Source organism: Alteromonas sp. NFXS44 (genome assembly GCF_040148705.1).
GTDB lineage: Bacteria > Pseudomonadota > Gammaproteobacteria > Enterobacterales > Alteromonadaceae > Alteromonas.
This window is the reverse complement of sequence record NZ_JAGDEA010000011.1, coordinates 590,560-614,340: the sequence shown is the minus strand read 5'-3', so window position 1 is coordinate 614,340 and position 23,781 is coordinate 590,560. Positions and strand designations below refer to the sequence as shown.

Here is a 23,781-nt window from a genome sequence, read left to right as displayed (position 1 = left end):
TTCACGGGTTAGCCGGTATATGTTGTAACGGTGCGCCGATGCGTCCGCACAGCACTACCTGCTTCCTGCGGACTGCCTGCTTGTCACGCAGTTCGAAAGACACTTCAGACACTTTACTGCCTTCAACACTTTCTTCCCCGTTGCTGTTAAGCCGCATTTCAGAGGGCAACGGCACGGGATACCTGAACGCATTGGTAACAGAAAAAGCATGCTGCCCTGTGACTGTCGCATCGCTCAGCGTTGAGATGCATCGTGCAAGCACATGAGTGCCATGGGCAATGGCGTGCTTAAAGCCAAACAGCCTGGCACACCAGCGGTAAAGATGAATAGGGTTGTAGTCGCCGCTGATACGGGCGTACCGGCGTCCTGCTGCGGCGTCAAAGTTCATTACAGAGGTGACTGCAAAGGTTTTTTCAGACCCGGAAACATCTGCGCCGTCACTTTCCCCGGTCTGTTTCAGCACGCCGGAAGCGCCCCGGTATAAATACGTACTGGTAATTTGCTGACGCACAATATCCTGCTGGCTCACTGTCAGCATCACGTCAACGGCAATGCCCCGCGGATGAAGACGTACATCACTGAAATGACACGTTATCTCTATGTCTTCTGCATTCAGCGGCAACAGTTGATTGATGGTATTTTCTGTATGCACCAGCCCCATCAGCGGAAAAGGCGAGGCCTTAGCGGTAAGTACATCGATGTGCAGTGACAACCCCAAAAAGAGAGGAAAGCAGGGATGCAGGGTGTCGTGTTGCCAGTGATGAAGGCGGTTAAAAGCCCGGGATGTACGGATGACCCGCCGGGCAGAAAAATGCTGAGTGCGACGGATGTCTGGCAAACCGGGTGAACGTTGCTCCGTAATACACCGGTCCAACAGAGGCTTGTCGGCTTTTTTGAAGGCCGCTTTCAGAGCCTGTTTAACATGCTGCACTGCGAACTCCTTTATCAACAGTGTTTTTCTTTACGCCGGCGCTACGTTAACGCAATTTTACCGCCGTGGCACGGGATAATCACTGGCTGGCGGATTAATAAAAGACCAGGCGTTGCCGTTTAACCGTGATATCCCTTTCATTTATTTTTTCAACGGCAAGAGCCATGCTGTAATCCTGCCTGTAAAACTCACAACTGAATAGCCAGTGCCGGCCGCTGGTTTGAGAACCTGCAGTTGTCACTACCTCAGGCTGCAAAGAATCAATGCCGGAAAAGTAAAAGCTGTCTCCGGCAATGGCCATACCTTTACCCTCCGCTTTGATGAAAGCTTCCTTCAAGGACCAGAGTGTATAGAAGCGATGCATGATGTCTGCATCGCCTTTTGCCGTTGAAAGTACTTCACGTTCAGACGGATGAAAGTAAAAATCCGCCAGCTCATTAAAATTGCGGGCGCTGTACATCCGTTCAATGTCGACGCCGCACTCACGTCCACGGGTCATAGCAATGAAAATCATGTCACCGGAATGGGAGAGGTTAAAGTGCAGATTTTCCGGGTTTGTTGTGAGAAACGGTTTGCCGTGGTCGTTGACACTGAATTGCATGTCGGCCGGATCGCCGGCTTTCTGTAATCCGGCCAGAATGAGCCTGAGCGCACCGCGTGCTGCCAGAAAGCGGTGCTGGTTTTCCTGCCGAAAACCTGCCATGCGCAGCTTTTCATCTTCAGACAAATACGATTGCAACTGAGACATGACATTTTTTTCATGTGTATCAGCAACATCAACGAGCCAGAGGTGTACCTCCTGTTCACTGATGAATTTTGCCGGTTTTGAAGGGGTAAAATCGGAAAACATGCCGGTTTGCAGAAATAGTTTTTATTGTAACATTAGTTTAAACTAGCGCCCTTTCAGAGAGAAGCGTACATAGTAAGGACAGTATCAACTATGGCTACACAAACAGAATCCGAATTAAAAATGGCTCAGCTTTTGGTTGAAGCACTCAACCTTGAAGACATGGAAGCGGAAGAAATTGATCCGGAAGATCAATTATTCGGTGACGGTCTGGGACTCGATTCTATTGATGCGCTGGAAATTTCATTAGCGATATCAAAAGAATACGGCGTGCAAATTAAAGCTGAAGACGAAGGTACACGCGAAGCGTTCGAGACCTTACGAAGCTTAACCGCATTTGTTGAAAAGAATAAATAAAATCGGGCGGTTACCCTCGGATTTGCGGTAAATAAAGCGGTTTGAGGGTTATCTTTGACGACATGAAAATAGATATCATCGATTACGAATCCTGTTCGGCGGCCGGGCTTAATCTCAGCGTCTTACGGACTTCACTCAAACAGCATAAAAGCGGCCTGATTAAGAACAACCTGCCAGGTTCAGATTTAGACACCTGGATTGGCGTTGTCGAGCAAATCAATGGCGTGGATGACCTCGGTCAATGGCAAAGCCGGAACAATGCCCTTGCTGCATTAGGTTATGAACAGGGCACGATTCGCCATACGGTTTCAGCATTAATCAGCAAATACGGCGCTGCCCGCATTGGTTTAGTCATGGGCTCAAGCACGTCCAGTATCGACCGTACTGAAGAAGCCTACACCAAACTCAACAGCGACAATGGGTTAACCGAAGCTTTCAAACAGCCGTTTGTGCATAATCCTCATGCACCTGCCTTATTTGCCGCACACCTTTCCGGTATTAAAGGCCCGTCACTCACTATCAATACAGCGTGCTCTTCTTCCGCCAAAGTGTTTGCCACCGGCGCCCGCTGGCTGGAAACCGGTATCGTTGATGCGGTGCTGGTAGGCGGCGTGGATACGCTGTGTCTGAGTGTGCTGCACGGCTTTAATTCGCTGCAGTTACTGTCGCCGAACCCGTGCAAGCCTTTCGATCAGCACCGGGACGGGATTAACCTGGGGGAAGCATCCGGTTTTGCCGTGCTCCAACGCGCGGGTGAAAATGACAACGGCCGGGGCATTACACTGGCCGGTTACGGCGAAAGCTCAGATGCACACCACATGTCGCACCCGCATCCTGATGGATTAGGCGCCAGATTGTCGATGACACAAGCGCTGAAACGGGCCGCATTATCTCCAGAGTCGGTGGATTACATTAACCTTCATGGCACATCCAGCCGGGCTAACGATTTAATTGAAGGAAAGCTGATTTCCGAATTGTTCCCTGCGTCTGTACGTTGTTCATCGACCAAAGCCTGGATGGGGCATACCCTGGGCGCAGCCGGAATTACCGAAGCCATTATCGCCATGGACACCTTGCATACCAACGTGATCCCGGGTTCAAAGAACCTGGAAACGCTGGATGAAGCACTGGATTTCTCCATTAAAGCCACAGACGAAGAGAAAGTGTGTCAGCACGTGATGACCAATTCATTCGGCTTCGGTGGTAATAACTGTACACTTTTGTTTAGCAGGGCAGAGTAATATGCAGACAAAAGCACTGAAATGTAAAATTGCAGGCACCGGTGCCTGGGGCAGCTACTTTGAAAACTGGTCTGCACTTCAAGCGCTGCTCGGTGGCGCAGACTTACCGGAAGCAAAGCTGAAAAGCCCGAAACCCGGTATTATTCCCGCCAATGAAAGACGTCGGGCCCCGTTGCCGGTTAAGCTGGCGGTTGAGAGTTCATGGCAGGCGACGCAAGATGCCGGTGTTGAGCCCGATACCCTTACTTGCGTGTTTGTGTCTGGTCTGGGCGATACCGACCTGACCGACTACATGTGCAAAACATTGGCGTCTGAACATAAAGAGCTGTCGCCGACCAAGTTCCATAACTCGGTACACAATGCGCCGGCCGGCTACTGGACTATTAGTACGGGCACCATGAGCGCGGCCAATTCTGTTGCTGGGTATGAAGAGTCGGTGTCGTTAACCATTCTTGAGGCCATGATTCAGTGCGAAACTGAAAACGTGCCCATGCTGCTCACTTTCTATGACGCGCCGGTGGCAGAGATTCTGACGCCCGTGTTGCCAAATCAGGAAACCTTTGCGTTTTCATTGGTGATTTATCCGCACGACGCCGGTGTGGAAGGCCAGGTGCTTACGGCAACGGTAAATCAGCAGGAAGATGCAAGCTGGCCGGAGCTCAACGCTGACAGTACGTATCTCACAGAAATCTACGCCCAAAACCCTGCGGCAAAGGTATTGTGTGTTGCTGAACTGTTGAATCAACCTGTTGGGCAGATCACGATTCCGCTAAGTAGTGGAACCAGTCTCACTTTAGCTTGTGAAGGGTAAACGATGGATCAGATGAATACGGACATTATCATCGCCGGTGGCGGGCTGGCAGGCATGAGCCTGGCGCTGCAACTGCTTAACCGCGACGACACTTATGGCATAACCATAATTGAGAAGAACACCTTTCCGGTACACGACACCACGGCAAAAGTGGGGGAGTCTACGGTTGAAATTGGTGCGCACTACTTTACTGATGTACTTGGCCTGAAAGACCATTTCAAGGAAAAGCATCTGCGTAAGTACGGCCTCAGGCTGTTCTTCGGTAAAGTGCAAAACGATTACAGCGATTATGATGAACTGGGCGTCAGCGAGCTATTCGGCATTCCGGCCTATCAAATTGAACGTGGTACGCTGGAAAACTATCTCTACACCATGCTGAAAGAAAAAGGCGTGGTATTTCTTGATGGCGCAGTGCCCGAAGACATTGAACTGGGCGATAAAAATCACACTGTGGTTTGCCGTCGCGGCGACGACACGATCACCGTTCAGGGGCGTTGGTTAGTCGACGCTGCAGGCCGTCAGGCGTTGCTCCGAAATAAGCTGAACTTGCAGACTGAAACCGGCCATCAGGGCAATGCGGTTTTCTTCCGGATCAATAAGCGGGTCATTATCGATGAATGGTCTGATAATGAAGCCTGGCAAAATCGTGTCCTCGAACCGGGTAAACGCTGGTTAAGCACCAATCATCTGATGGGCCCGGGTTACTGGGTGTGGATCATTCCTCTTGCGTCCGGCGCCACCAGCTTTGGTATCGTCATGGACGATAAAGCGCTGGCCGACAGCAAAATCAGCACCTTTGAAGACACCATGGCATGGTTACAACAGGAACATCCGCTGTGCGCAGAGGCCATTGAAGGGGCGGAACTGCTCGACTTTAAAGTCATGCAAGGCTATTCCTACGGCTGCAAGCAGATGTTCTCAGACTCTGGCTGGGCCATGACAGGTGAAGCCGGCGCCTTTGCTGACCCTTTCTATTCACCGGGCAGCGATTTCATCGCACTGAATAATACCTTTGTTACCCATCTTATCGAGCGTGACAGAAAAGGGCAGGACATTCGTTTTGAAGCGGCCTTGTTCCACAAGTTTTACGACTCGTTCTTTGAGAACACCCTGTCAATTTACAAAGATCAGTACGGCGGTTTCGGCGATCGTAAGATGATGTCGATTAAGCTGGTCTGGGATTACACCTACTACTGGGGTGTGTTTGCCTTGCTGTTTTTCACCGACGCCATCGGCGATTTAGACACCATGCGTAAAATTACCCCGAACCTGCTGAAAACCCAGAAGCTGAATAAGAAAATGCAGATGTTGCTGGCTGAAAGAGCACAGAAGCGTTTGGTTTTACCCGCCAAAGGCAGCTTTATGGACCAGTTTCTGGTGCCTTGTCTGGGCGAGCTTAATGACGTACTGAAAAACCCGGATATTGATGTGGAAATGGCACTGGAGAAGAACATTGCCATTATGCAAAAAATCGTTCCGTACTTTGAAGATATGCTGAGCGACGAAGCCACCACGCAGATTGATGATGAAGAACGGGCGGTGTTGGGAAGTTACAGGCAAAGCGTGCTGGCGTGAGTGCATCACCGCGGAAGCGGGGCCCGAAGGATTTAATTCCGCTGCTCTTTGTTCTTGTGTCTGTGGCTTACCCGGTTGTGGTGTGGCTTAACATCGACACGATAGATCCCCGCTGGTTCGGTGCGGTGTTACTGTTAGTAGCCATATTCAGGCTGGTGGTTGCAGGAAGGAGTCGTAAAACCAGTGACTGGTTGATGACTGCCGTGATTGCCTTATATTGCGCCGGGGTTATATTTCTAAACAGTGAAATACTGCTGAAATGTTACCCTGTGATCATGAGCGCCGGAATGGGACTGCTGTTCCTGATTTCGTTGCTTGATGAGCACACCCTGATAGAACGCTTCGCCCGGGCTGGTGGGCATAATCCGCCGGCACAGGCGAAAGGATATCTCAGGGCGCTGAGCCTGGCGTGGGGGCTGTTGCTGTTACTCAATGCAGCGGTGGCCGCCTGGACGGTCTGGTTCAGCAGTTTCGCTGTATGGACACTCTACAACGGTTTACTGTCCTACCTGATTTTTGCCGTATTTGTGGTTGCTGAATTACTCTTCCGTCGCCACTACAAAAAGAAGCATAAGATTGTTGATGACTGATATACATGCGTTGAAAGCACTGTTTAACGCGCAGGAAGGGCCGGATATTACGGCCGTAAAAATGGATGAAGCGTCTGCTGAGATTACGCTTAAGGTAAGCGAGGATCTCGCCTGGTTCGACGGTCACTTTCCTGATCATAAAGTGCTGCCCGGTGTGGTGCAGATAGACTGGGCGGGAAAACTGGCAAAAGCGTTGTTTATTCGCGATAGCCGTTTTCATCAACTCACCAATATCAAATTCAAAACCATGGTCATGCCGGGTGCACAGATGCAACTCACGCTCAATCACAATGCAGCCAAAGGCAGTGTTTCGTTTCACTTCTCCAACGAAACAGACTCATTTTCCACGGGCAGTTTTAAGTTTTCCGCATCATGAAATATTGCATTATTGTTCCTCATTACAAACACGAAGTGCTGTTTGAAAAATTTCTGCCGGCGTTGGCATCACTGAATCTACCTTGCATTGTGGTGGATGATGGCAGTGGTGAAGAAAGCGTGGCGAAGGTGGAAGCACTACTTAAACCTTACCCGGATTTTCACCTTGTCAGACACCAGACGAACCGTGGTAAAGGTGCCTCGGTGATCACCGGCTGCTATCACGCCAGTGCCATGGGCTTTAGCCACGTGTTGCAACTGGATGCAGACGGCCAGCACAACATCGATGATGCGCAAAAACTGCTGGATTACAGTCGCTCACACCCTGACTCCTTTATTTCCGGTCAGCCTTATTTTGATGAAACCGCGCCGTTCGCGAGAAAATACGGCCGCAAAGTTACCGATTTCTGGGTAGCGCTGGAAACATTGTCTTTGCAAATTAAAGACGGCCTGTGCGGCTTCAGGGTGTATCCCATCAAACAAATTGAGCGGGTTTTCGATAATTACTACCTTGGCCCGCGAATGGATTTCGACCCGGAACTGCTGGTGAAAGCGGTATGGGCAGGCATCGATTTGCACTTCATTCCTACCAAGGTGATTTATCACGAAAACACCGTATCCCATTTTCATTATCTGAAAGATAACCTCATGCTGATCCGCCTGCATGTACGGTTGATGTTTGGCATGCTTATTCGCTTGCCAAAACTGTTAATCACACGCATTCGTGCCTTGTTGGGTAAGTAAGAGAGGGCACGATGACGGCGTCAGATAAAACCGCAACCACAGAACCGCAGGCGCACTGGTCGCAATCCCGAGAAGCCGGCACCATGGCAGCCATGCGACTGGTGTTTTTTATTTACCGGCTGTGCGGCCGCAAAGTGTTTTCAATCATCATGTATCCGGTGGCGCTGTATTTTGTGCTGTGCCGCAGGGAGCAGCGTGAGGCATCGCTGCAATACCTGACCGCTCATTACCGGTTTAAGCCTGAGATCTGGCAAAGTAAGCCGGGTTACCGTCATGTGCTGCTGCATTTCAAAACCTTTGCTGAAGTGATTCTGGATAAGATGCTGGGCTGGCTGGATGAAATCTCAGAAAAAGACTTTGTACTCAGCTCGCCGGAGAATATTGAAGCCCTGCACAACGATGACAGAGGGCAGCTTATTATCGGCTCTCATTTCGGTAACCTGGAGTTTTGCCGGGGCTTTATGCACCGTTACCGCAGCAAGGTCATCAACATATTGGTTTACGACAAGCACGCCGGCAACTTCGTTAAAATGATGCAGGACGAAAATAACGAATCCCGTCTTAATGTCTTTCAGGTTGATGAGTTTGATGTCACCACCATCATGATGCTGAAGGAAAAAATTGATGCCGGCGAGTGGGTGTTCATTGCCGGTGACCGTGTGCCTCTGAGTGGTCTGGAACGCACCGTTGATGTTCAGTTTCTGGGTGAACATGCGCCACTGCCCATCGGCCCCTACATGCTGGCAAAAGCGCTGGCGTGTCCGGTTAAGCTGATGTTTGCTTATCGCTGTGAAGCGTCAGACAACAAGGTGTTGTTTGATGTGGCGCCGTTGTGTGACAAATTGCAGATCAACCGCAAAACTCGCCAGCAGGATTTACAGCATTATGCGCAACAGTTTGCGTCGAAACTGGAAGCACATTGCCTGAACGCACCGTATCAATGGTTTAATTTTTATGATTTCTGGCAGCCCGGCGACACCATGTCTTTATCCGCGGGCACCAAAGGGGAAGGGAAGTAATGTCGCAGGAAACCCGTTTCGACAGCCGGTTGTTTGAGTTAATTCCTCACCGTCCGCCCATGTTACTGATTAACGAAGTACTGGATGTCACTGAAACCTCATCGGCATCGCGTACCTACGTCGATGAAGAAAGCCCGTTTTTTGAAGCCGGTAAAGGCGTCCCTGCCTGGATTGGTCTGGAATACATGGGTCAGACCGCCGCACTTATCGCCGGGCATCAGCTTGCCCTCGGGAAAGTTACGCCGCACCTGGGGTTTCTGCTCGGAACGCGCTCATTTAAAACCCATTGCGATTACTTTGCACCGGGTAAGTACACGGTGCGCTGTGAAGAAAAAGCATTGGTGGGCGACGGGCTTGCAACGTTCGATTGCTTCATTGAAAATGAGCCGCAAGACGGCAGCGAAGTGCAGTGTTTGGCAACGGCAAGTTTGTCGGTATTCCGCCGGCCTGTTTAAGAAAAGGATGTAGTTTGAATAACAATAATGACAGACGGGTTGTGATTACCGGAGCCGGTGTAGTGTCTGCGCTGGGTGATGACTGGTCGCAGGTAAAATCTGCGCTTCAGTCGATGAAATCAGCAGTATGCTATATGGAAGACTGGAAAAAGTATGACGGTCTTGGCACCTATCTGGCTGCCCCCATTCACGACTTTGCTTTGCCTGATCACTATACCAAAAAGAAAAAACGCAGCATGGGCCGTGTTGCCCAAATGGGTGTGCTGGCGACTGAGCGGGCGCTGGCTGATGCCGGCCTGACTGATGATCCGGTGATCCGCTCTTCTGTGACGGGTGTGGCTTACGGTTCTGCCACAGGCAGCAGTGAGGCAGCACTGGAATTTGCACCTATGCTGGAGAACTTTTCGACTTCCCGCATTAACAGCAGCACCTATCTGCGCATGATGAACCACACCGCGGCTGTGAATATCAGTGTGTATTTCGGTACCCAGGGCCGCATGTACACTACATCGAGTGCCTGCACGGCGGGCAGCCAGGCGATTGGCTATGCGTATGAAGCCATTAAGTTTGGTCAGCAGGATGTGATGATTGCAGGTGGCGCAGAGGAATTGTGCCCTTCCCAGGCGGCGGTATTTGATACCTTGTTCGCGGCCAGCACCAAAAATGATACCCCGGAAGCCACGCCCCGGCCTTACGATCGCGATCGTGATGGCCTGGTACTGGGTGAGGGGGCGTGTACGCTTATTCTTGAATCCTACGAACATGCAAAAGCCCGTGGTGCGAACATCCTGGCAGAAGTCACCGGATACGCCACCAATACCGACGGCGCTTATCTGGTTAAACCTAATCCAGAAACGGTACAACGTGTCATGGCCTCAGCCATGAAAGATGCCGGTGTAACCGCTGATGACATTGGTTATGTCTCGGCGCATGGTACGGCAACGCAGCATGGTGATATTGTCGAAAGTAATGCGACTTATCAGGTTGTGGGCGCCAAGCCCATTAGTTCGCTGAAAAGCTATACCGGCCACACGCTGGGCGCGTGCGGCTCATTTGAGGTGTGGGCGACCGTTAATATGATGAAAGAAAACTGGTTTGCACCCACACTGAATCTGGATAATGTTGATCCGGAATGTGCACCGCTGGATTACATTCGCCAGGAATGCCGCGAAATCAAAACCGATTGCTTCATGAGTAACAACCTCGCTTTCGGTGGTATCAATACCTCGTTGATCATAAAACGGGTTTAAACGCAAAACATTGTCAGCAGGGCAGTGAAAAAACAAACAAAAAGGGCGTCACGAATTTTTCGGGGCGCCCTTTTTTTACTTAGCTGCCGGTACTCTTATTACCTTTTCTTTTTCAGTGAAGCATGAAGCGCATCAATGTTTTTGCGCAGCAGCTTACCGTTGGATTCACGGGGCAGCGCATCCACCACGTACACAGGTCGCGGCACAAAAGCACTGTCTAAACGGGCTTGTAAAAAGCGCACCAATTCCGCTTTTTCTACCCCCGGCTTTAGCGACACAATGGCGACAAGGCGGGTAACCGGACCGGCTGATTCAGGATGAATCACAATGCCATCTTCCAGGCCCTTAAATGTCAGCAGCGTTTGATTAATGGTAAACAGTGAACCCCGTTTACCGGCAATCTTTATTAAGTCGCTTGCCCGCCCGGATAACACAAAGTGATTGTCATCTTTAAATTCAATGAAATCCTGCAGCACGGTATCTGAGGGCAAATGTTCAGCGCGCACCGTGGTGGTACCGTCGTTCTGCGCAAAATCAATGCCTTCAAATTTGAACCAGGCTTGTTCCCTGGCAGAACGTCGCACCGCCATCGATCCCACTTCACTGCAACCGTACACTTCTCTTAACGGCGCGTTGAATTTCTGCTCCACTTCGGTGGCCAGTTCAGTGGTCAGCGGGGACGTGGCGCACAGTACGGAGTGGGCGTGAACATCAGACGTCATACCGGCACACAGCGCCCGTAAATGTACAGGGGTGGAAACCAGTTGTTTGGGTTCCGGCAGAGCTGCGAAGGTATCCAGAATGTCCCGCGGGAACAGGGGTTTTGCATCACTCATGCACACTTTGCTGAATAACGGCAGCAAGGCTGAGGTTTCAAAACCCCACATGTGTTGTGCCGGCATGGTGGCCAATTGATATAAGGTCTCTTCACAATCAGGGATCATGAAGGTGTAGTTGATCAGGCTGCTGCGGTGCAAGGTGCGCCAGTATTTGAGATTAGGCTTTGATTTTCCTGTAGAGCCGGAAGTGAAACTGATGCAGGCCAGAAAATCATCCGCAATGACGGGTACAGAAAAATCGCTGCTGTCAGTCTGCGGGCATTTCACTGACAGGATATTAAATGCAGGGATAGCGGCACTGATTTCACTCCCGTCGTGAATAATAAAACAATCCCCGTAGTCCCCGTTCATCTGCTCCTGGGTGGCGATGTTTTTATCCGGCGGTAACAAGGTCGTCGCGCCCCGTAAAACAGCGGCACACAGTCCCACCAGAAACAGGTAACGGTTCTCACACAGGTTAATCGCATGACCCTGACAGGTCAGAGCTTCTGCGACCTGCTTCACATGGGAAAGAAAGCGGGAGGCAGTAACCGGCCCGGTATTGAGAGCTGCAGTATCGACAGGCCGGGTCAGATACGCAATTGCGTCTTCTGCTTCACGGGTAAAAAGGGGAAAAGTATCAGGCATGAAAGAGTTATTTACTGGTGTTCACGAATGTTAACAGCCATGGTAAAGGGTGAGTCCATTCGCTTTATTTTCAATTTTCGCTAGTTTAAACTACCGCCAGATTAAAAACTAATTTTGTGTCACGGAATGATTACCTGAAGCGGCGATTCGCGGCAGGGCGCGCTGACAGGCAGGGCCTTGTGTATTACCGCCGGTTTGCTGATATTTTTGCCATGTGAATGGCTGCCTCATTCCTGTTTGAAATTACACCACATCCAGTTGTCTCATGTTAAAACAGCATTTTTGTTCCACCCCCGCCAAAGCACTGCAATCCCGTGAGGATGTTCTTGCGGTAATGCCTCTTATCAACCAGTGTGAACCTTTCGGGAACGGCCTGATTGCAACAGGGCTTGAAGAAGCGGGCTCTGATACAGTCAGTGAAGTGTGGACGGTAAAGGGCAAAGTGACCCGTGGCCAGACAGGACGTTGTTACTGGTCTGAAACGGACGATGTGATTTGCGTTGCACATTGGCTGACAAAGGATGAATGCTGTGATATTGAGCAACACACCCAAACCGCCTACGGGGCAATTCTGGGTGTGCTGGATGAGAAGGGGTTCGCGCATCCGTTCCGCTTCTGGAATTATCTGCCGGCGATTAATGCCGGTGACGGCGACCATGAGGTGTATAAAAAGTTTTGCACCGGTCGTCTGAAAGCATTTGAAGAAGCAGGTATTTCCCCTCAGGCTTTCCCCGCTGCATCAGCGTTGGGGCATCATAACGATGGTGCTGTATTTTATGTGTTCGCCAGCCGCGTTAAGCCACGGCATTACAATAATCACCATCAGGTGAACGCCTACGAATATCCCCGCCAGTATGGCATTTCCAGTCCCTCATTTGCCCGTGCTACAGCACTGACACTGAATGACTCTCACTTTTTATTTATCTCAGGAACGGCCAGCATTACAGGCCATCAGACACTGGGAGAGGGAGATATTGAGAAGCAGCTCACTGTGACCATGGGAAATATCAGCCATTTGCTTGATACAGCGAATCCGGAGCAGTGCCCGTTGTCAGCCTTTAAAGTCTATGTCCGTCACGAAAAGGATGTCGCCTTTATCCGTGACTGGCTGAGCAGGCATTACCCTGATGTTGATGCAGTGTACACCCTGGCAGATATCTGTCGTAAAGACCTGCTGGTTGAAATCGAATGTTTCTGTGCCTGAGCCGGTATCTGGCTCTAAAACAGCCAGGCGATTGCCGCACCGGAGCGCCGGTATGCTGTTAGCTAAACTGCGCAAAAGCTGGCAAATCCTCAGCGCCGGCGTAAGTTATTCGCTATTTGGCGTGGGGGCCTTACTGGTAGGTATTTTCTTCCGGCTGATGAGTCCTGTCACCATTATTTCGCCGGCTAAAAAGCAACGCATGATCCGTTGGTGTATTCATAAAGGGTGCCTGACATTTATTCGTATTATGCGATTTTTCGGCCTTATCCGGTATTCGTTCGATGTGGACTCGATGCACTCAGCCCGCCCCGGGCACATTGTTATTGCGAACCATCCGTCACTGATTGATGTGGTGCTGCTGCTTGCGGTGAATAAGCAGATGTGTTGTTTTGTGAAAAGCGCCATTTGGGATAACTTTTTTACCGGTGCGGTGGTGCGCCAGGCCGGATTTATACCAAACAATGCTGAGCAGGTATTACCTATGGCGGCGGCCAAACTGGAAGCCGGTGAGAATATTCTGATTTTTCCTGAAGGCACGCGGACCAAAGAAGATAACGTTTTGCGCTTTAAAAGGGGAGCTGCCAATATGGCGGTGGCCGTTAATGCCTCCATCATGCCTGTGATGATAGAGTGCTACCCCCGTGCGCTGAAAAAGGGCGATAAATGGTATGATATCCCGGAAGGCGGCCCGGCATTTACACTGCGTTCAGGTGAATTACTGGCACTGGATGACTGCATAGACACTACGTTACCGCGACCTAAGCAGTACAGACATCTGACTCAGTTTCTGGAAAACTATTACAACAAACAGCTGTCTACAGAGACAACGGCCACGCCGGAACAGCTGGAAAATCAAAGAGGGAATGCGTTATGAATGCGGAAAATGAAAATATCCTGGCACAGGTCAGAGACACTTTAGTAGACCTTTTCGAGCTGGAACCGGCGGAAATCGTGCCTGAAGCCCGTCTTTACGAAGACCTGGATATCGACAGCATTGATGCCGTAGATTTACTGGTTGACCTGAAAAAAACCATTAACGTAGAAATCTCCCCGTCTCAGTTCAAACAGGTGAGAACCATACAGGACGTCGTTGACGTGCTTGCTGAGTTGCCGGCGAAAGCGTAAACCGATGAAAAAAAATCGCCTGAATATCGACATCCCTTTTTTCGATGTGGATGCGTACCGCGTGGTTTGGCACGGTAACTATCCTAAATACATGGAAATGGCCCGCTGTGCGTTGTTGTCTGAAATAGGCTGTCCGTACAGTGTGATGGAAGAGCAGGGGTTCTTTTTTCCCATCGTTGATATTCAGGTGAAGTACATCAAGCCTTTGCTGTTTGAGCAAAAAGTCGTGGTGGAATCCTGGCTGACTGAATGGGAAAACCGCCTGAAAATCAGCTATGCCATTAAAGATCGTGATACCGGTGAGGTGTTCACTAAAGGCAAGACCACCCAGTTTGCGGTGGCCATGCCTGAGCAGATCACCCAGTACGAGTCTCCGGCGTTTCTTACTGACGCCGTCACTGCATGGATAAATAAACCATGAGCCGCCGCCCCGCGCTCATCAGTTTGTTCACTGTCTGGCTGACAGGACTGGTGACAGTGTTGCCGGCTATGGCGGATGCAGATCCTTCCCGGGAAGTTGAAGACAAGGCCACCGAAGAGCAGTTACTCTCTTCCATGTTTCCTTCCGGCTGTCACTTTTCCGGCCAGTTCAGCCAGCAAAAATCTATGCAGGGCCTGCCTGTACCGCTCAAATCTGCCGGTGATTTTTATTATTCCTGCGATTTAGGACTGGTATGGCATACCAGCGAGCCCTTCAGTGAAGCCATATTGTACGTGAACAGCACCAACAATTTCCGCGCTGAAGATGATGGCACATTAACGCCTCTCAGCGGCGTTGCCCGTTATATTATGTCGAACATTTTCGTTCGTTTGCTGAAAGGCGACACCGGCTACTTTACTGATGAATTCGCGGTCACTCAGGAACCGGACGGCACATTGCTACTCATCCCCGAGAGCGAGATGATGAGAAAAGGACTGGAAGCAATCCGTATCGCCAAATCCGCGACCGGAGACGGAGATGCCACGCAACCTGCCGTAACGATTAAAGTCACAGACGCAACCGGGCAGAATACGCAGGTGCTTATTGATCAGATTGAGGAATACAGTTTCGAGAGCAAGCGGAAAGCCTGGGAACAATGCGAAACACTGTATTCCGGTAAAACAAACTGGTGTCGCGTTCTGCTTTCACCCGCCCGCTTCGACGCATTCTGATCAACGATGATGTCGTTTTTTCTCCGGCTTTGCTTCATCGCTACCCTACTGGCCGGCGTGCTGTTTGTTGTTATCAATCCGCAGGCAGTGCAGATTGATACGAATCTCAACGACTTAAATCCGGATAAAGTACGCGACCCGGCCCTGCGATATGCGCTGGACGCGTTAACTGATGACATTAGCCAGCGTTTTATGATGGTTGTGCAGAGCGATAACGATAAGCGCACTGAACAAGCTGCCCGTTCATTGCAAACAGCCCTGAATGTCGTGCCTGGCCTGAACGTTGCCAGCAATGATGAAATGCAGGCCGCATATTTGCCTGCTATTACGCCCTTCAGGTTTAATTTCCTCAGCGCTTCTCAACGGGAAGCCCTCAACGACAAAACCCCTGAACAACTCGCCGCAGCGGCGCAGCGAAAGCTTTATCAGTTGGGTGAGGGCGTCAGACTGGTTCCCTTTGAACAGGATCCCCTCGGCTGGTTTTCAGATTACCTTATCGGGATGTCGGCACGTCTTGATCCGTCCATGGTGGCTGACAAGCACACCGCAGCCGTTTCGTCATTCAGCGTGAGTTTCACTGATTTTCCCGCCGGTATGGCGCAGCAGTATGCTTTTTACGAACAAATCAACGCCGCAGAGCAGGCCGTCAGTGAAGAGTTTGATGTGTCGGTGCTGCATTCCGGGATGTTCTTTTTTGCTGTGGATTCAGCGCAGTCAGCCAAAGCGGATATTCAGCTTATTGCTGCAGGCTCAATTGCCGGCGTACTGGTGCTGATGTTGCTGGTTTTCCGTTCGTTATTACCGTTAACCCTGGCCCTTGGCTCTATTGCCGCCGGTGTGGGGGCCGGTATTCTCGCCAGCGTATGGGTATACGGTTCTGTGCATGTGCTGACCATTGTTTTCGGTGCCAGTCTGATTGGTATTGTGGTGGATTATTCACTGCACTATTTTTATCACTTCTTATCAGCAGCACAGTCACCGGCGCAGCCAGCCAATGAGAAAGCCCGTGCCAGCGGTCATGATACCGTGTTGTACCGCGCCATGGTGCTGAGTGTGATTACATCCCTGGTGGGTTATGGTGCCCTGAGCCTGGCTGAACTTACCATTCTTAAGAAAATTGCTCTGTTTTCCTGTGCCGGGCTGGCCATGGCATGGCTGAGCGTCATGCTGCTGGGGCCGTTAGTGGTGCGCCGTCCCATAGAAGCCAGACAGCCGTTGCTGAAAACTGTAATTCGTTCCTGTCAACGTGTCACCGCCCGACGTCCCCGCGCTCTGGCTATTGCCGGACTGGCTATGGCGGTGATGAGTGCCTTGTACCTGTACGCCGGCGGATTACAGGTGAATGATGATCCCAGACGCTTTTTCCATGTTTCTCCTGCCTTACTGGAGCAGGAGCAGGCTGTATCGGCGCTGACTCAGGTATACGAGCCCGGTCGCTATCTGCTTATCCGCGGGCAACAGCCACAACAGATTTTTGATGCACTGGATCGTTTGCTGAGCTCAGAAGGTGTGCCCGGCGATTCAGTGAGCAGCATCGCTGACTGGTTGCCTTCACCTGAAGCGCAAAAGGCGGATTATGTATTGCAGGCAAAACTCTACAGTGATGGCGGTGTGCTTGATGTATTTGCCCGCGCGCTGGGTCTACCGCCAGAGTCTGTTGCACCGGTAAAAGCGGCTTACGTTGACGGTGCCGGCAAGGTACTGGATTTCGCCGGTTTGTCTGAACGAGTTGATGGTCTACCGCCGCTCTGGTCGGCAGGAAGCGGGGCCGGTGAAAACAAAGAAATAATCAGTTTTGCTCTTATCCGCAAAAACAGTGATTTAGCTGCCATAGAAAAAGCGGCGGCTGCCATTCCTGAAATTGACTATGTGAATACCCTGGGCAATGCCACACTGGCACTGAAATCCCAGCGGGAAACCGGTGCCATGCTGCTGGTCATTGCCTACGGTCTGGTCGGATTGCTGCTGGCGCTCTGGTACCGCAGCGCCGGGGTCATCCGTCTGCTGCTCATTCCTGCATCTGCAAGCCTGATTGCCGTGGCGCTGGTGCTTCTGTGCGGTCAGGCCCTCAATGTGTTTCATATCATGGCACTGTTTCTGGTGCTGGGACTCGGCATGGATTACATCATCTTTGCCCGCGAAATGGCGGACAAACCGGACACTACCCAACAAGCTATTTTGCTGTCTGCAGTAACCAGCCTGCTGTCTTTCGGCTTGCTGGCATTCAGCGATATGCCGGTGGTTCAGGCCTTCGGCAGCATCATTCTGATTGGAAATACGATTAATTTTATTGCGGCAATAAGCCTGTTTAACGGTGAGCCTGACAAGAAGGAAAAAGGATCTCATGTCTGAACAAAAAAGAATCCTCGTCACAGGAGCAAGCAGCGGTATCGGAAAAGCCACTGCCTACAAAATGGCTGCGCAGGGGTTTGCCGTAGCGGTACATTACCGCAGCGGTAAAGACGCTGCTGCCAAAGTGGTTGAGGATATTATTGCCGGCGGCGGCAGTGCCGTGGCCCTGCAATTTGATATTGCCGACAGAGACGGAACACGCACCGCCATTGAAGCCGATATTGAACAAAATGGTGCTTATTACGGTGTGGTCTGTAATGCCGGTGTTACCCGCGATACTGCCTTTCCGGCCATGACCGGCGAAGAGTGGGATGGCGTGGTACACACCAATCTGGATGGTTTCTACAATGTGCTGCATCCGGTGATCATGCCCATGATCAGGCTGCGTCAGGGCGGACGTATTGTTACCCTGTCCTCGGTTTCCGGCCTGATGGGCAACCGCGGGCAAACGAATTACAGCGCGTCTAAAGCCGGCATTATCGGTGCCACTAAAGCGCTTGCCATTGAGCTGGGTAAAAGAAAGATCACAGTAAACTGTGTTGCACCGGGCGTCATAGAAACCGGCATGATTGAAGGGGCGGTGGCAGACGAAGCGAAGAAAATGATTCCCCTGGGCACCTTCGGTCATGTGGATGATGTAGCCAATACCATCGGCTTTCTGGTGTCAGATGAAGCCCGCTATATTTCCCGTCAGGTGATCAGCGTCAATGGCGGTATGTACTGATTTTGAAGTGAAGTCATCTCAACGAAATGGAGTAATGATGAGATATATAACAACAGCCGTAATGGCAATCGGATTATCGGTGAGCGCCTTGTCTTTCAGTGCAATGGCGGAATTAGGCCCTGAGGAACAGAAGCTGGCGGACATGATGCTTTCCGGTGATATGGTTCTGTTAAAAACAGCGTCAAAACGTATTTTCAGTACAAAAATAGCCGATCCCGAGTTACTGGATATTGCTGCTGCTATTCTGCTGAAGAAATATCCCCGGGCGGTGCGCAGTGATGTGGACTCCCTTGCATGGCTGGCACGTGCCATTGGTGCATCTGAAAATGGCCGCTACTACGGCGTGTTGTCTGAAGTGGTGGAAAACACACAGATAGACAAGCTGGAACGCCATGCTGATACCGCACTGGACGAGTTGCCGGGTGCAGAGGGAGAGCAGTTTGTGGCTGGCATGTTCACGTTGCCGGAAGATCTTTACAGCAAAGAGGCCGACGCAGACATTGTGAATCGTCTTAAAGAGATGATGCTGGCCGGCGACCTTGCCAGTCTGAAACGGGCGGCACAGGAGATGTCATCAAAAGAGCTTCGCAGCGAGGCCCTGTGTGATTTAGCTGCGGAAATATTACTGAGAAACTATGCCACGGCACAGAAAAATCAGGCGGATACTTTTGCCTGGCTGACCAATGCTATCGGCCGCAGCGGAATGGCGCGCTACCGCGATGCATTGCGGGAAGTGGAAGAGCACAGCGAAATCAGAAAGCTGCGCCGCTATGCAGAGTCGAACCGTGATGAACTCAGCGATGAAACAACAGAGCAGTATCGCAAAGGCATGATTGATATTCCTCTGCCGGACTATGCATTCTGAGCAAAAAAGCCTGAAAGAAAGCGGACAACGAATTGTCCGCTTTTTGTTTCCGGCAAGGTTTGGCTAAGCCTTAGCTGCGCCAGCCGCCGCCCAGCGACTGATACAATTCCACCAGTGCAGTGAACTGCTCTTTGCGGGTATCAATCAGTTCACTTTTCGCTTCCAGTGACTCCCGGCGTGCCAGCAACACTTCCAGGTATTCACCACGGGCAGAGGCGAACAGCTTGTTGGCAATATTCACCGACGCTTCCAGCTGCTCAATCTGGGCTTGTTTTGCCGCATAGCTGTTGCTCAGGTTATCCAGTGCAGATAAGCGGGTGGAAACCTCAGAAACTGCCCTGACTACGGTGTACTCGTATTCGTAGGCAGCCTGAATTTGCTCAGCACTGGCATTCTTATACTCAGCTTCAATTGCACGGCGGTTGATCAGCGGCGCAAAAATATCGCCGGACAGTGACCAGGCAACAGACTCCGGTGTGTCCAGAAGATACCGCGTATCAAAGGATTCCAGCCCCACACCGGCTTTCAGCGCGAAAGACGGATAGAAGTTGGCGCGGGCAACGTCGATATTCAGCTTCGCCGCCTGCAGTGTCAGCTCAGCCTCACGAATATCGCTGCGGTTGGCAAGCAGTTCTGACGGCACGCCGGCAGAGGGCTTTGTCAGTGATGCTGTCATCAGACGTTCAGCGTTACGCGCAATGGGCTGGGGAGGCCGTCCCAGCAGCAAATTAAGCTTGTTCTCAGTGGCAGCAATTTCCTGTCTGACCTGATACCGTTCGCTCTTATTCTTATTTACTTCAGCCGCAAAGCGGGTGAGTGGTAAAGACGAAGAGCGGCCATAGTGCTTAAGTTGCTCAAGGGTGTTGAGCACATGTTGCTGAATGTCGATATTAGCATCCAGATTCGCAAGATGGTTATCCAGCGCCAGCAACTCGTAGTAAGTGCGGGCCACTTCCGCCACCATTTCAGTGACGAAGAACTTGCGGTTTTCAATACTGGCCAGATATTCCAGTGACGCCACCTTAGAGGCGTCACGGAGTTTATGCCAGACATCCAGCTCCCAGGAAGCATTCAGGCCAAGGCGCAGATTCGCCAGCGGATCAGGAAATTCCCTCTCTTCGCGGATGGCCAGTTGTTTTTCCACTGCGCCGTCACGGGTATATTCACCGGCTTTCTCCACGCCGGCTTCAGCACCTGCAGACACCTGAGGCAGGTATTCCCCTTCGCTGGCATACACCTCATTGGCCGCCATATTAATGCGCTGCAGCATCATGGCGACTTCCTGATTATTTGCCAGCGCAGTGTCTACCAGTGCAATAAGATCCGGGTCCTTAAACCAGTCTTCCCAGTTTATATTCACCGGCGTCTCTGTCGTTTCAGGTGTGAATTGTTCCGGCATCGCCACACTGGCGTCACGGGTTTCGATATCAGGTATGGCACAACCCTGCAGCAGTAGAGCCGCACTTACCGCAACAACAAGCGGTTTCAGACTAAGGGTAAAACAGCGTGATTTAGTCATTGTCACTCTCCTTATCGTTGTAGTGGTAAGTTTCGGTGAAGGGCAGCTGGTCTTCATTTTTGATGAGAGATTTACCGTCGCCCAGTTTGGCGAATAAATAGTAAAGGCCCGGGATCACCAGCACGCCGAAGACTGTGCCTGTTACCATACCGCCCAGCGCAGATGAACCGATTGTACGGTTGCCCACTGCACCGGCACCGGTAGCGATAACCAGCGGGATCAGGCCGGCAACAAAGGCGAAGGAGGTCATCAGAATTGGCCGGAACCGTGCGGTTGCCGCTTCCACTGCCGCTTCTTTAATAGACAAGCCCTGTTCTTTTTTCTGCACGGCGTATTCCACTATCAGTACGGCGTTTTTACCCAGCAGACCTACCAGCATGACAAGACCGAGCTGGGCATAAACATCGTTTGCCAGACCCATCATTTTCAGCATGGCCAGCGAGCCGAAGATACCGGTTGGCAAGGCAAGAATAACGGCAAAGGGCAACAGCAGACTCTCGTATTGCGCTGCCAGTACAATGTACACGAACAGCAGTACCACCACGAAAATCACCACCGCTTCATTGCCCCGTCTGGCTTCATCAAATGACAAACCTTCCCAACCAATATCGTAGCCCCGTGGGAGTGTTTCCGCGGCCACTTCTTCCACAGCTTTAATGGCATCTGCAGAGGTATAACCGGCAGCCGGTTCAGCACGGATGGCCGATGAGGTATACAGGTTGTAGCGGGTGATCTCGTTAGGACCTTCGGTTTTGATTAATTTCATGAACGCAGAGTAGGGCACCATTTCCCCTTCTTCATTCCGCACATAGTAATCCAGCAGATCGCTGGGATAACGGCGGTATTCAGGGGCTGCCTGAGTGTACACTTTGAAGAAGTTATTAAAGCGGGTGAAACCCTGCTCATAAGTACTGCCGATCAGGATATCGAGGTTTTCCATTGCCGCCTTAATTGAAACACCTTTTTGCATGGCGGCCTGGTTGTCGATTTCTATTTTGTACTGGGGATAATCAGCGGCATAGAAGGTAAACAGTCCTTTGAGCTCTTTGCGCTTACCCAGTTCAGCCATGAAGTCTTTGTTGATGTCATCGAATTCATGGTAATCCGTGGTGTTGGTCTTATCCAGCAGACGGAACGACAGGCCGGATGAGGCACCGTAACCCGGCACAACAGGGGGTTCGAAATACTCAATGACCGCACCGAGGTGGTGGGCCTTCTCTTCCAGTTCCTCAATGATTTCCGGAATAGTCTGCTCACGGTCTGCCCAGTCCTTAAGGTTAATCAGACAGGTACCGGCGTTGGAACCCCGTCCTTCTGTCAGGATTTCATACCCTGCCAGCGAAGATACCGATGACACGCCTTCAATTTCCAGCGCCATTTCCTGCAATTCTCTGGCAACTTTATTGGTTGCTTCCAGTGTACTGCCGGGGGGCGTCTGGATAATGGCGTAGATTTGTCCCTGATCTTCACCGGGTATAAAACCTGCCGGTAAGTTAGCGTTTACTCCCACCGTACCGGCAACAAAGGCTACCAGTAAAACGGCGGTTACCGTGCGACGGGTAACCACAGCCCTTACCAGGCCCGTGTAGCGACCGGTAACTTTATCAAACACGCGGTTGAAGCTGTTGATGAACATACTTACCGGCGTGCGTTTCTGTGGCTGACCGTGATGATTCTTCAGCAACATGGCGCACAATACCGGCGTCAGTGACAGCGCCACAATACAGGAAATGATAATGGCAGATGCCATGGTAATGGAGAACTGACGGTAGAAAACGCCCACCGGACCGGTCATGAAGATAAGCGGAATAAACACCGCCACCATCACCAGGGTAATGGCAATAATCGCACCGCCCATTTCGCCCAGAACCTGCCGGGTGGCGTTGTAGGGCGTGATGGCGGCATCATCTTCCATCTTGGCATGCACGGCTTCCACCACCACAATGGCGTTATCCACCACAATCCCGATAGCCAGAACCATCGCAAACAGGGTGATAAGGTTGATGTTGACGTCGAAGGCCTGCATACAGAAAAAGGTACCAATCAGCGATACCGGTACGGCGATGATGGGAATGAGGGTAGAGCGCCAGTCACCGAGGAAAATAAACACCACCAGAGACACCAGCACGAATGCTTCGGCCAGTGTATGCAGTACCTGCTCAACAGACGCATCAAGGAATTTGGATACATCGTAGTTGATTTCGTATTCCATGCCCGGCGGGAAGGTATCCTGCAGTTCTTCCATTTTGCCTTTCACCTGCTCAATCACGTCACTGGCGCTGCTGCCGTAACTTTGTTTAAGCACAATGGCTGCTGAGGGATAGCCGTCTTTGTTGGAGTAAATATCAAAGAATTCACTGCCCAGTTCCACGTCAGCCACATCGCCCAGTTTCAGCAATTTACCGTCGGAGTCGGCGCGGATAATAATGTTCTTGTATTCTTCCGGTTTGTTGTACCGGCCTTCATACACCAGTACATATTCCTTGGACTGGGCACTTAACCCTGAGCTCCGTCCCAGACGGCCCGGCCGTCCTATCAGGCTCTGCTCGTCCATGGCCTCCATAATTTCCTCAGTGGAAATATTGTAGGCCCGCATGCGGTCAGGTTTCAGCCACACACGCATGGCGTACTGACGGCTACCCAGAATTTTAGCGCTGGCGATACCGTTTACACGCTGAATTTCAGGAATGATATTGATGTTTGAATAGTTATAGAGAAACTTTTCATCCGCATCTTTATCCGTGCTGAACACGTTGATATACATCAGCATGCTGGGTTGCACGCGGTTTACCACCACCCCTTCAAGCTGAACGAGTTGCGGCAGACGGTTTTTGATCTGATCAAGCCGGTTCTTCACGTTCATCAGTGCCTGATTAGGATCCACACCCAGCTCGAAAATCACCTGAATCGTGGCTTCACCGGCGCTGGTGGCGTCAGACACAATGTACTTCATGCCCGGCACACCGTTAATGGAGCGCTCAATAGTAACCAGAGAGGATTTTACCAGCACATCAGCATTGGAACCCGGGTATGCCAGAGAGATCAGCACCCGTGGCGGGGCAATATCCGGATACTGGGATGTAGGTAAAGAAAAAATCGACAATACGCCCAGAAACACAATCATGAGCGACAGCATAATGGCCATGACAGGCCGCTTTATAAAAACTCCAAACATAATC

At 51.1% G+C, this 23,781-nt stretch carries 23 protein-coding genes; 18 read left to right on the top strand and 5 right to left on the bottom strand.

The window, feature by feature from the left end; genetic code table 11:
• Position 1 precedes the first annotated feature (1 nt).
• Positions 2-931, bottom strand: a complete 930-nt coding sequence (locus J3369_RS16490) for a MaoC family dehydratase (RefSeq protein WP_349588873.1) — start codon at positions 929-931, stop codon at positions 2-4.
• Between the two features lie 94 nt (positions 932-1,025).
• Positions 1,026-1,781, bottom strand: a complete 756-nt coding sequence (locus tag J3369_RS16485) for a 4'-phosphopantetheinyl transferase family protein (RefSeq protein ID WP_349588870.1) — start codon at positions 1,779-1,781, stop codon at positions 1,026-1,028.
• A gap of 90 nt (positions 1,782-1,871) precedes the next feature.
• Here J3369_RS16485 and J3369_RS16480 point away from each other — a divergent pair, with 90 nt between their 5' ends.
• The 10 genes from J3369_RS16480 (at position 1,872) to J3369_RS16435 (ending at position 10,195) form a co-directional block, all read left to right on the top strand.
• Positions 1,872-2,135, top strand: coding sequence for a phosphopantetheine-binding protein (locus J3369_RS16480; protein WP_119502389.1), 264 nt, complete (start codon positions 1,872-1,874; stop codon positions 2,133-2,135).
• 62 nt (positions 2,136-2,197) lie between these two features.
• Positions 2,198-3,376: a beta-ketoacyl-ACP synthase gene (locus tag J3369_RS16475; protein WP_349588866.1), complete on the top strand. Its 1,179-nt coding sequence runs from the start codon at positions 2,198-2,200 to the stop codon at positions 3,374-3,376.
• Position 3,377: 1 nt separating this feature from the next.
• Positions 3,378-4,187, top strand: a complete 810-nt coding sequence (locus tag J3369_RS16470) for a beta-ketoacyl synthase chain length factor (RefSeq protein ID WP_349588863.1) — start codon at positions 3,378-3,380, stop codon at positions 4,185-4,187.
• Positions 4,188-4,190: 3 nt separating this feature from the next.
• Positions 4,191-5,762: an NAD(P)/FAD-dependent oxidoreductase gene (locus J3369_RS16465; protein ID WP_349588860.1), complete on the top strand. Its 1,572-nt coding sequence runs from the start codon at positions 4,191-4,193 to the stop codon at positions 5,760-5,762.
• The gene (locus tag J3369_RS16460; protein ID WP_349588858.1) at positions 5,759-6,352 is read left to right on the top strand and encodes a COG4648 family protein; all 594 of its coding nucleotides are present in this window, start codon (positions 5,759-5,761) and stop codon (positions 6,350-6,352) included. Before J3369_RS16465 ends, J3369_RS16460 begins: the two co-directional genes overlap by 4 nt.
• Positions 6,345-6,728, top strand: a complete 384-nt coding sequence (locus J3369_RS16455) for an ApeI family dehydratase (protein ID WP_349588856.1) — start codon at positions 6,345-6,347, stop codon at positions 6,726-6,728. The genes J3369_RS16460 and J3369_RS16455 overlap by 8 nt, the downstream gene beginning before the upstream one ends.
• Complete coding sequence (locus J3369_RS16450; RefSeq protein WP_349588854.1) at positions 6,725-7,471, top strand: glycosyltransferase family 2 protein; 747 nt, start codon at positions 6,725-6,727, stop codon at positions 7,469-7,471. The genes J3369_RS16455 and J3369_RS16450 overlap by 4 nt, the downstream gene beginning before the upstream one ends.
• Positions 7,472-7,482: 11 nt before the next feature.
• On the top strand, positions 7,483-8,490 hold the full coding sequence (locus J3369_RS16445; protein WP_349588851.1) for a lysophospholipid acyltransferase family protein: 1,008 nt from the start codon (positions 7,483-7,485) through the stop codon (positions 8,488-8,490).
• Positions 8,490-8,945: a hotdog family protein gene (locus J3369_RS16440; protein ID WP_349588849.1), complete on the top strand. Its 456-nt coding sequence runs from the start codon at positions 8,490-8,492 to the stop codon at positions 8,943-8,945. Before J3369_RS16445 ends, J3369_RS16440 begins: the two co-directional genes overlap by 1 nt.
• Positions 8,946-8,959: 14 nt before the next feature.
• Entirely contained in the window at positions 8,960-10,195 is a 1,236-nt protein-coding gene (locus J3369_RS16435; protein ID WP_349588846.1) for a beta-ketoacyl-ACP synthase, read from the top strand.
• 98 nt (positions 10,196-10,293) lie between these two features.
• Here J3369_RS16435 and J3369_RS16430 read toward each other — a convergent pair whose 3' ends face one another.
• Positions 10,294-11,661, bottom strand: a complete 1,368-nt coding sequence (locus tag J3369_RS16430) for an AMP-binding protein (protein WP_349588844.1) — start codon at positions 11,659-11,661, stop codon at positions 10,294-10,296.
• A gap of 265 nt (positions 11,662-11,926) precedes the next feature.
• Here J3369_RS16430 and J3369_RS16425 point away from each other — a divergent pair, with 265 nt between their 5' ends.
• The 8 genes from J3369_RS16425 to J3369_RS16390 are packed head-to-tail and all read left to right on the top strand — an operon-like array spanning position 11,927 to position 19,083.
• The gene (locus J3369_RS16425; RefSeq protein WP_349588842.1) at positions 11,927-12,865 is read left to right on the top strand and encodes a chorismate transformation FkbO/Hyg5 family protein; all 939 of its coding nucleotides are present in this window, start codon (positions 11,927-11,929) and stop codon (positions 12,863-12,865) included.
• A gap of 52 nt (positions 12,866-12,917) precedes the next feature.
• Complete coding sequence (locus tag J3369_RS16420) at positions 12,918-13,739, top strand: lysophospholipid acyltransferase family protein (protein ID WP_349588839.1); 822 nt, start codon at positions 12,918-12,920, stop codon at positions 13,737-13,739.
• Positions 13,736-13,990 (top strand): acyl carrier protein, encoded by a 255-nt coding sequence (locus tag J3369_RS16415; RefSeq protein WP_349588837.1) that lies wholly within the window; start codon positions 13,736-13,738, stop codon positions 13,988-13,990. Before J3369_RS16420 ends, J3369_RS16415 begins: the two co-directional genes overlap by 4 nt.
• Before the next feature lie 4 nt (positions 13,991-13,994).
• Positions 13,995-14,411, top strand: coding sequence for an acyl-CoA thioesterase (locus J3369_RS16410; protein WP_303572736.1), 417 nt, complete (start codon positions 13,995-13,997; stop codon positions 14,409-14,411).
• Positions 14,408-15,142, top strand: coding sequence for an outer membrane lipoprotein carrier protein LolA (locus J3369_RS16405; protein ID WP_349588835.1), 735 nt, complete (start codon positions 14,408-14,410; stop codon positions 15,140-15,142). The genes J3369_RS16410 and J3369_RS16405 overlap by 4 nt, the downstream gene beginning before the upstream one ends.
• A 6-nt stretch (positions 15,143-15,148) precedes the next feature.
• A complete protein-coding gene (locus tag J3369_RS16400; RefSeq protein ID WP_349588833.1) occupies positions 15,149-17,494 on the top strand; it encodes an MMPL family transporter in 2,346 nt (781 codons plus the stop codon).
• On the top strand, positions 17,487-18,218 hold the full coding sequence (fabG, locus tag J3369_RS16395; protein WP_349588831.1) for a 3-oxoacyl-ACP reductase FabG: 732 nt from the start codon (positions 17,487-17,489) through the stop codon (positions 18,216-18,218). Before J3369_RS16400 ends, fabG begins: the two co-directional genes overlap by 8 nt.
• A gap of 34 nt (positions 18,219-18,252) precedes the next feature.
• Entirely contained in the window at positions 18,253-19,083 is an 831-nt protein-coding gene (locus J3369_RS16390) for a hypothetical protein (protein ID WP_349588829.1), read from the top strand.
• Positions 19,084-19,153: 70 nt separating this feature from the next.
• Here the strand turns inward: J3369_RS16390 and J3369_RS16385 are convergent, their stop codons facing one another.
• Both J3369_RS16385 and J3369_RS16380 read right to left on the bottom strand, forming a co-directional pair.
• A complete protein-coding gene (locus J3369_RS16385; RefSeq protein WP_349588827.1) occupies positions 19,154-20,602 on the bottom strand; it encodes a TolC family protein in 1,449 nt (482 codons plus the stop codon).
• Complete coding sequence (locus J3369_RS16380; RefSeq protein WP_349588825.1) at positions 20,595-23,777, bottom strand: efflux RND transporter permease subunit; 3,183 nt, start codon at positions 23,775-23,777, stop codon at positions 20,595-20,597. The genes J3369_RS16385 and J3369_RS16380 overlap by 8 nt, the downstream gene beginning before the upstream one ends.
• Between the last annotated feature and the right edge of the window lie 4 nt (positions 23,778-23,781).

Coding starts and splice junctions, on each gene's coding strand:
- J3369_RS16485 (WP_349588870.1), bottom strand. CDS start 1,781: ATGTTTTCCGATTTTACCCCTTCAAAACCGGCAAAATTCATCAGTGAA.
- J3369_RS16480 (WP_119502389.1), top strand. CDS start 1,872: ATGGCTACACAAACAGAATCCGAATTAAAAATGGCTCAGCTTTTGGTT.
- J3369_RS16475 (WP_349588866.1), top strand. CDS start 2,198: ATGAAAATAGATATCATCGATTACGAATCCTGTTCGGCGGCCGGGCTT.
- J3369_RS16470 (WP_349588863.1), top strand. CDS start 3,378: ATGCAGACAAAAGCACTGAAATGTAAAATTGCAGGCACCGGTGCCTGG.
- J3369_RS16465 (WP_349588860.1), top strand. CDS start 4,191: ATGGATCAGATGAATACGGACATTATCATCGCCGGTGGCGGGCTGGCA.
- J3369_RS16455 (WP_349588856.1), top strand. CDS start 6,345: ATGACTGATATACATGCGTTGAAAGCACTGTTTAACGCGCAGGAAGGG.
- J3369_RS16450 (WP_349588854.1), top strand. CDS start 6,725: ATGAAATATTGCATTATTGTTCCTCATTACAAACACGAAGTGCTGTTT.
- J3369_RS16445 (WP_349588851.1), top strand. CDS start 7,483: ATGACGGCGTCAGATAAAACCGCAACCACAGAACCGCAGGCGCACTGG.
- J3369_RS16440 (WP_349588849.1), top strand. CDS start 8,490: ATGTCGCAGGAAACCCGTTTCGACAGCCGGTTGTTTGAGTTAATTCCT.
- J3369_RS16430 (WP_349588844.1), bottom strand. CDS start 11,661: ATGCCTGATACTTTTCCCCTTTTTACCCGTGAAGCAGAAGACGCAATT.
- J3369_RS16425 (WP_349588842.1), top strand. CDS start 11,927: ATGTTAAAACAGCATTTTTGTTCCACCCCCGCCAAAGCACTGCAATCC.
- J3369_RS16420 (WP_349588839.1), top strand. CDS start 12,918: ATGCTGTTAGCTAAACTGCGCAAAAGCTGGCAAATCCTCAGCGCCGGC.
- J3369_RS16415 (WP_349588837.1), top strand. CDS start 13,736: ATGAATGCGGAAAATGAAAATATCCTGGCACAGGTCAGAGACACTTTA.
- J3369_RS16410 (WP_303572736.1), top strand. CDS start 13,995: ATGAAAAAAAATCGCCTGAATATCGACATCCCTTTTTTCGATGTGGAT.
- J3369_RS16405 (WP_349588835.1), top strand. CDS start 14,408: ATGAGCCGCCGCCCCGCGCTCATCAGTTTGTTCACTGTCTGGCTGACA.
- J3369_RS16400 (WP_349588833.1), top strand. CDS start 15,149: ATGATGTCGTTTTTTCTCCGGCTTTGCTTCATCGCTACCCTACTGGCC.
- fabG (WP_349588831.1), top strand. CDS start 17,487: ATGTCTGAACAAAAAAGAATCCTCGTCACAGGAGCAAGCAGCGGTATC.
- J3369_RS16390 (WP_349588829.1), top strand. CDS start 18,253: ATGATGAGATATATAACAACAGCCGTAATGGCAATCGGATTATCGGTG.
- J3369_RS16385 (WP_349588827.1), bottom strand. CDS start 20,602: ATGACTAAATCACGCTGTTTTACCCTTAGTCTGAAACCGCTTGTTGTT.
- J3369_RS16380 (WP_349588825.1), bottom strand. CDS start 23,777: ATGTTTGGAGTTTTTATAAAGCGGCCTGTCATGGCCATTATGCTGTCG.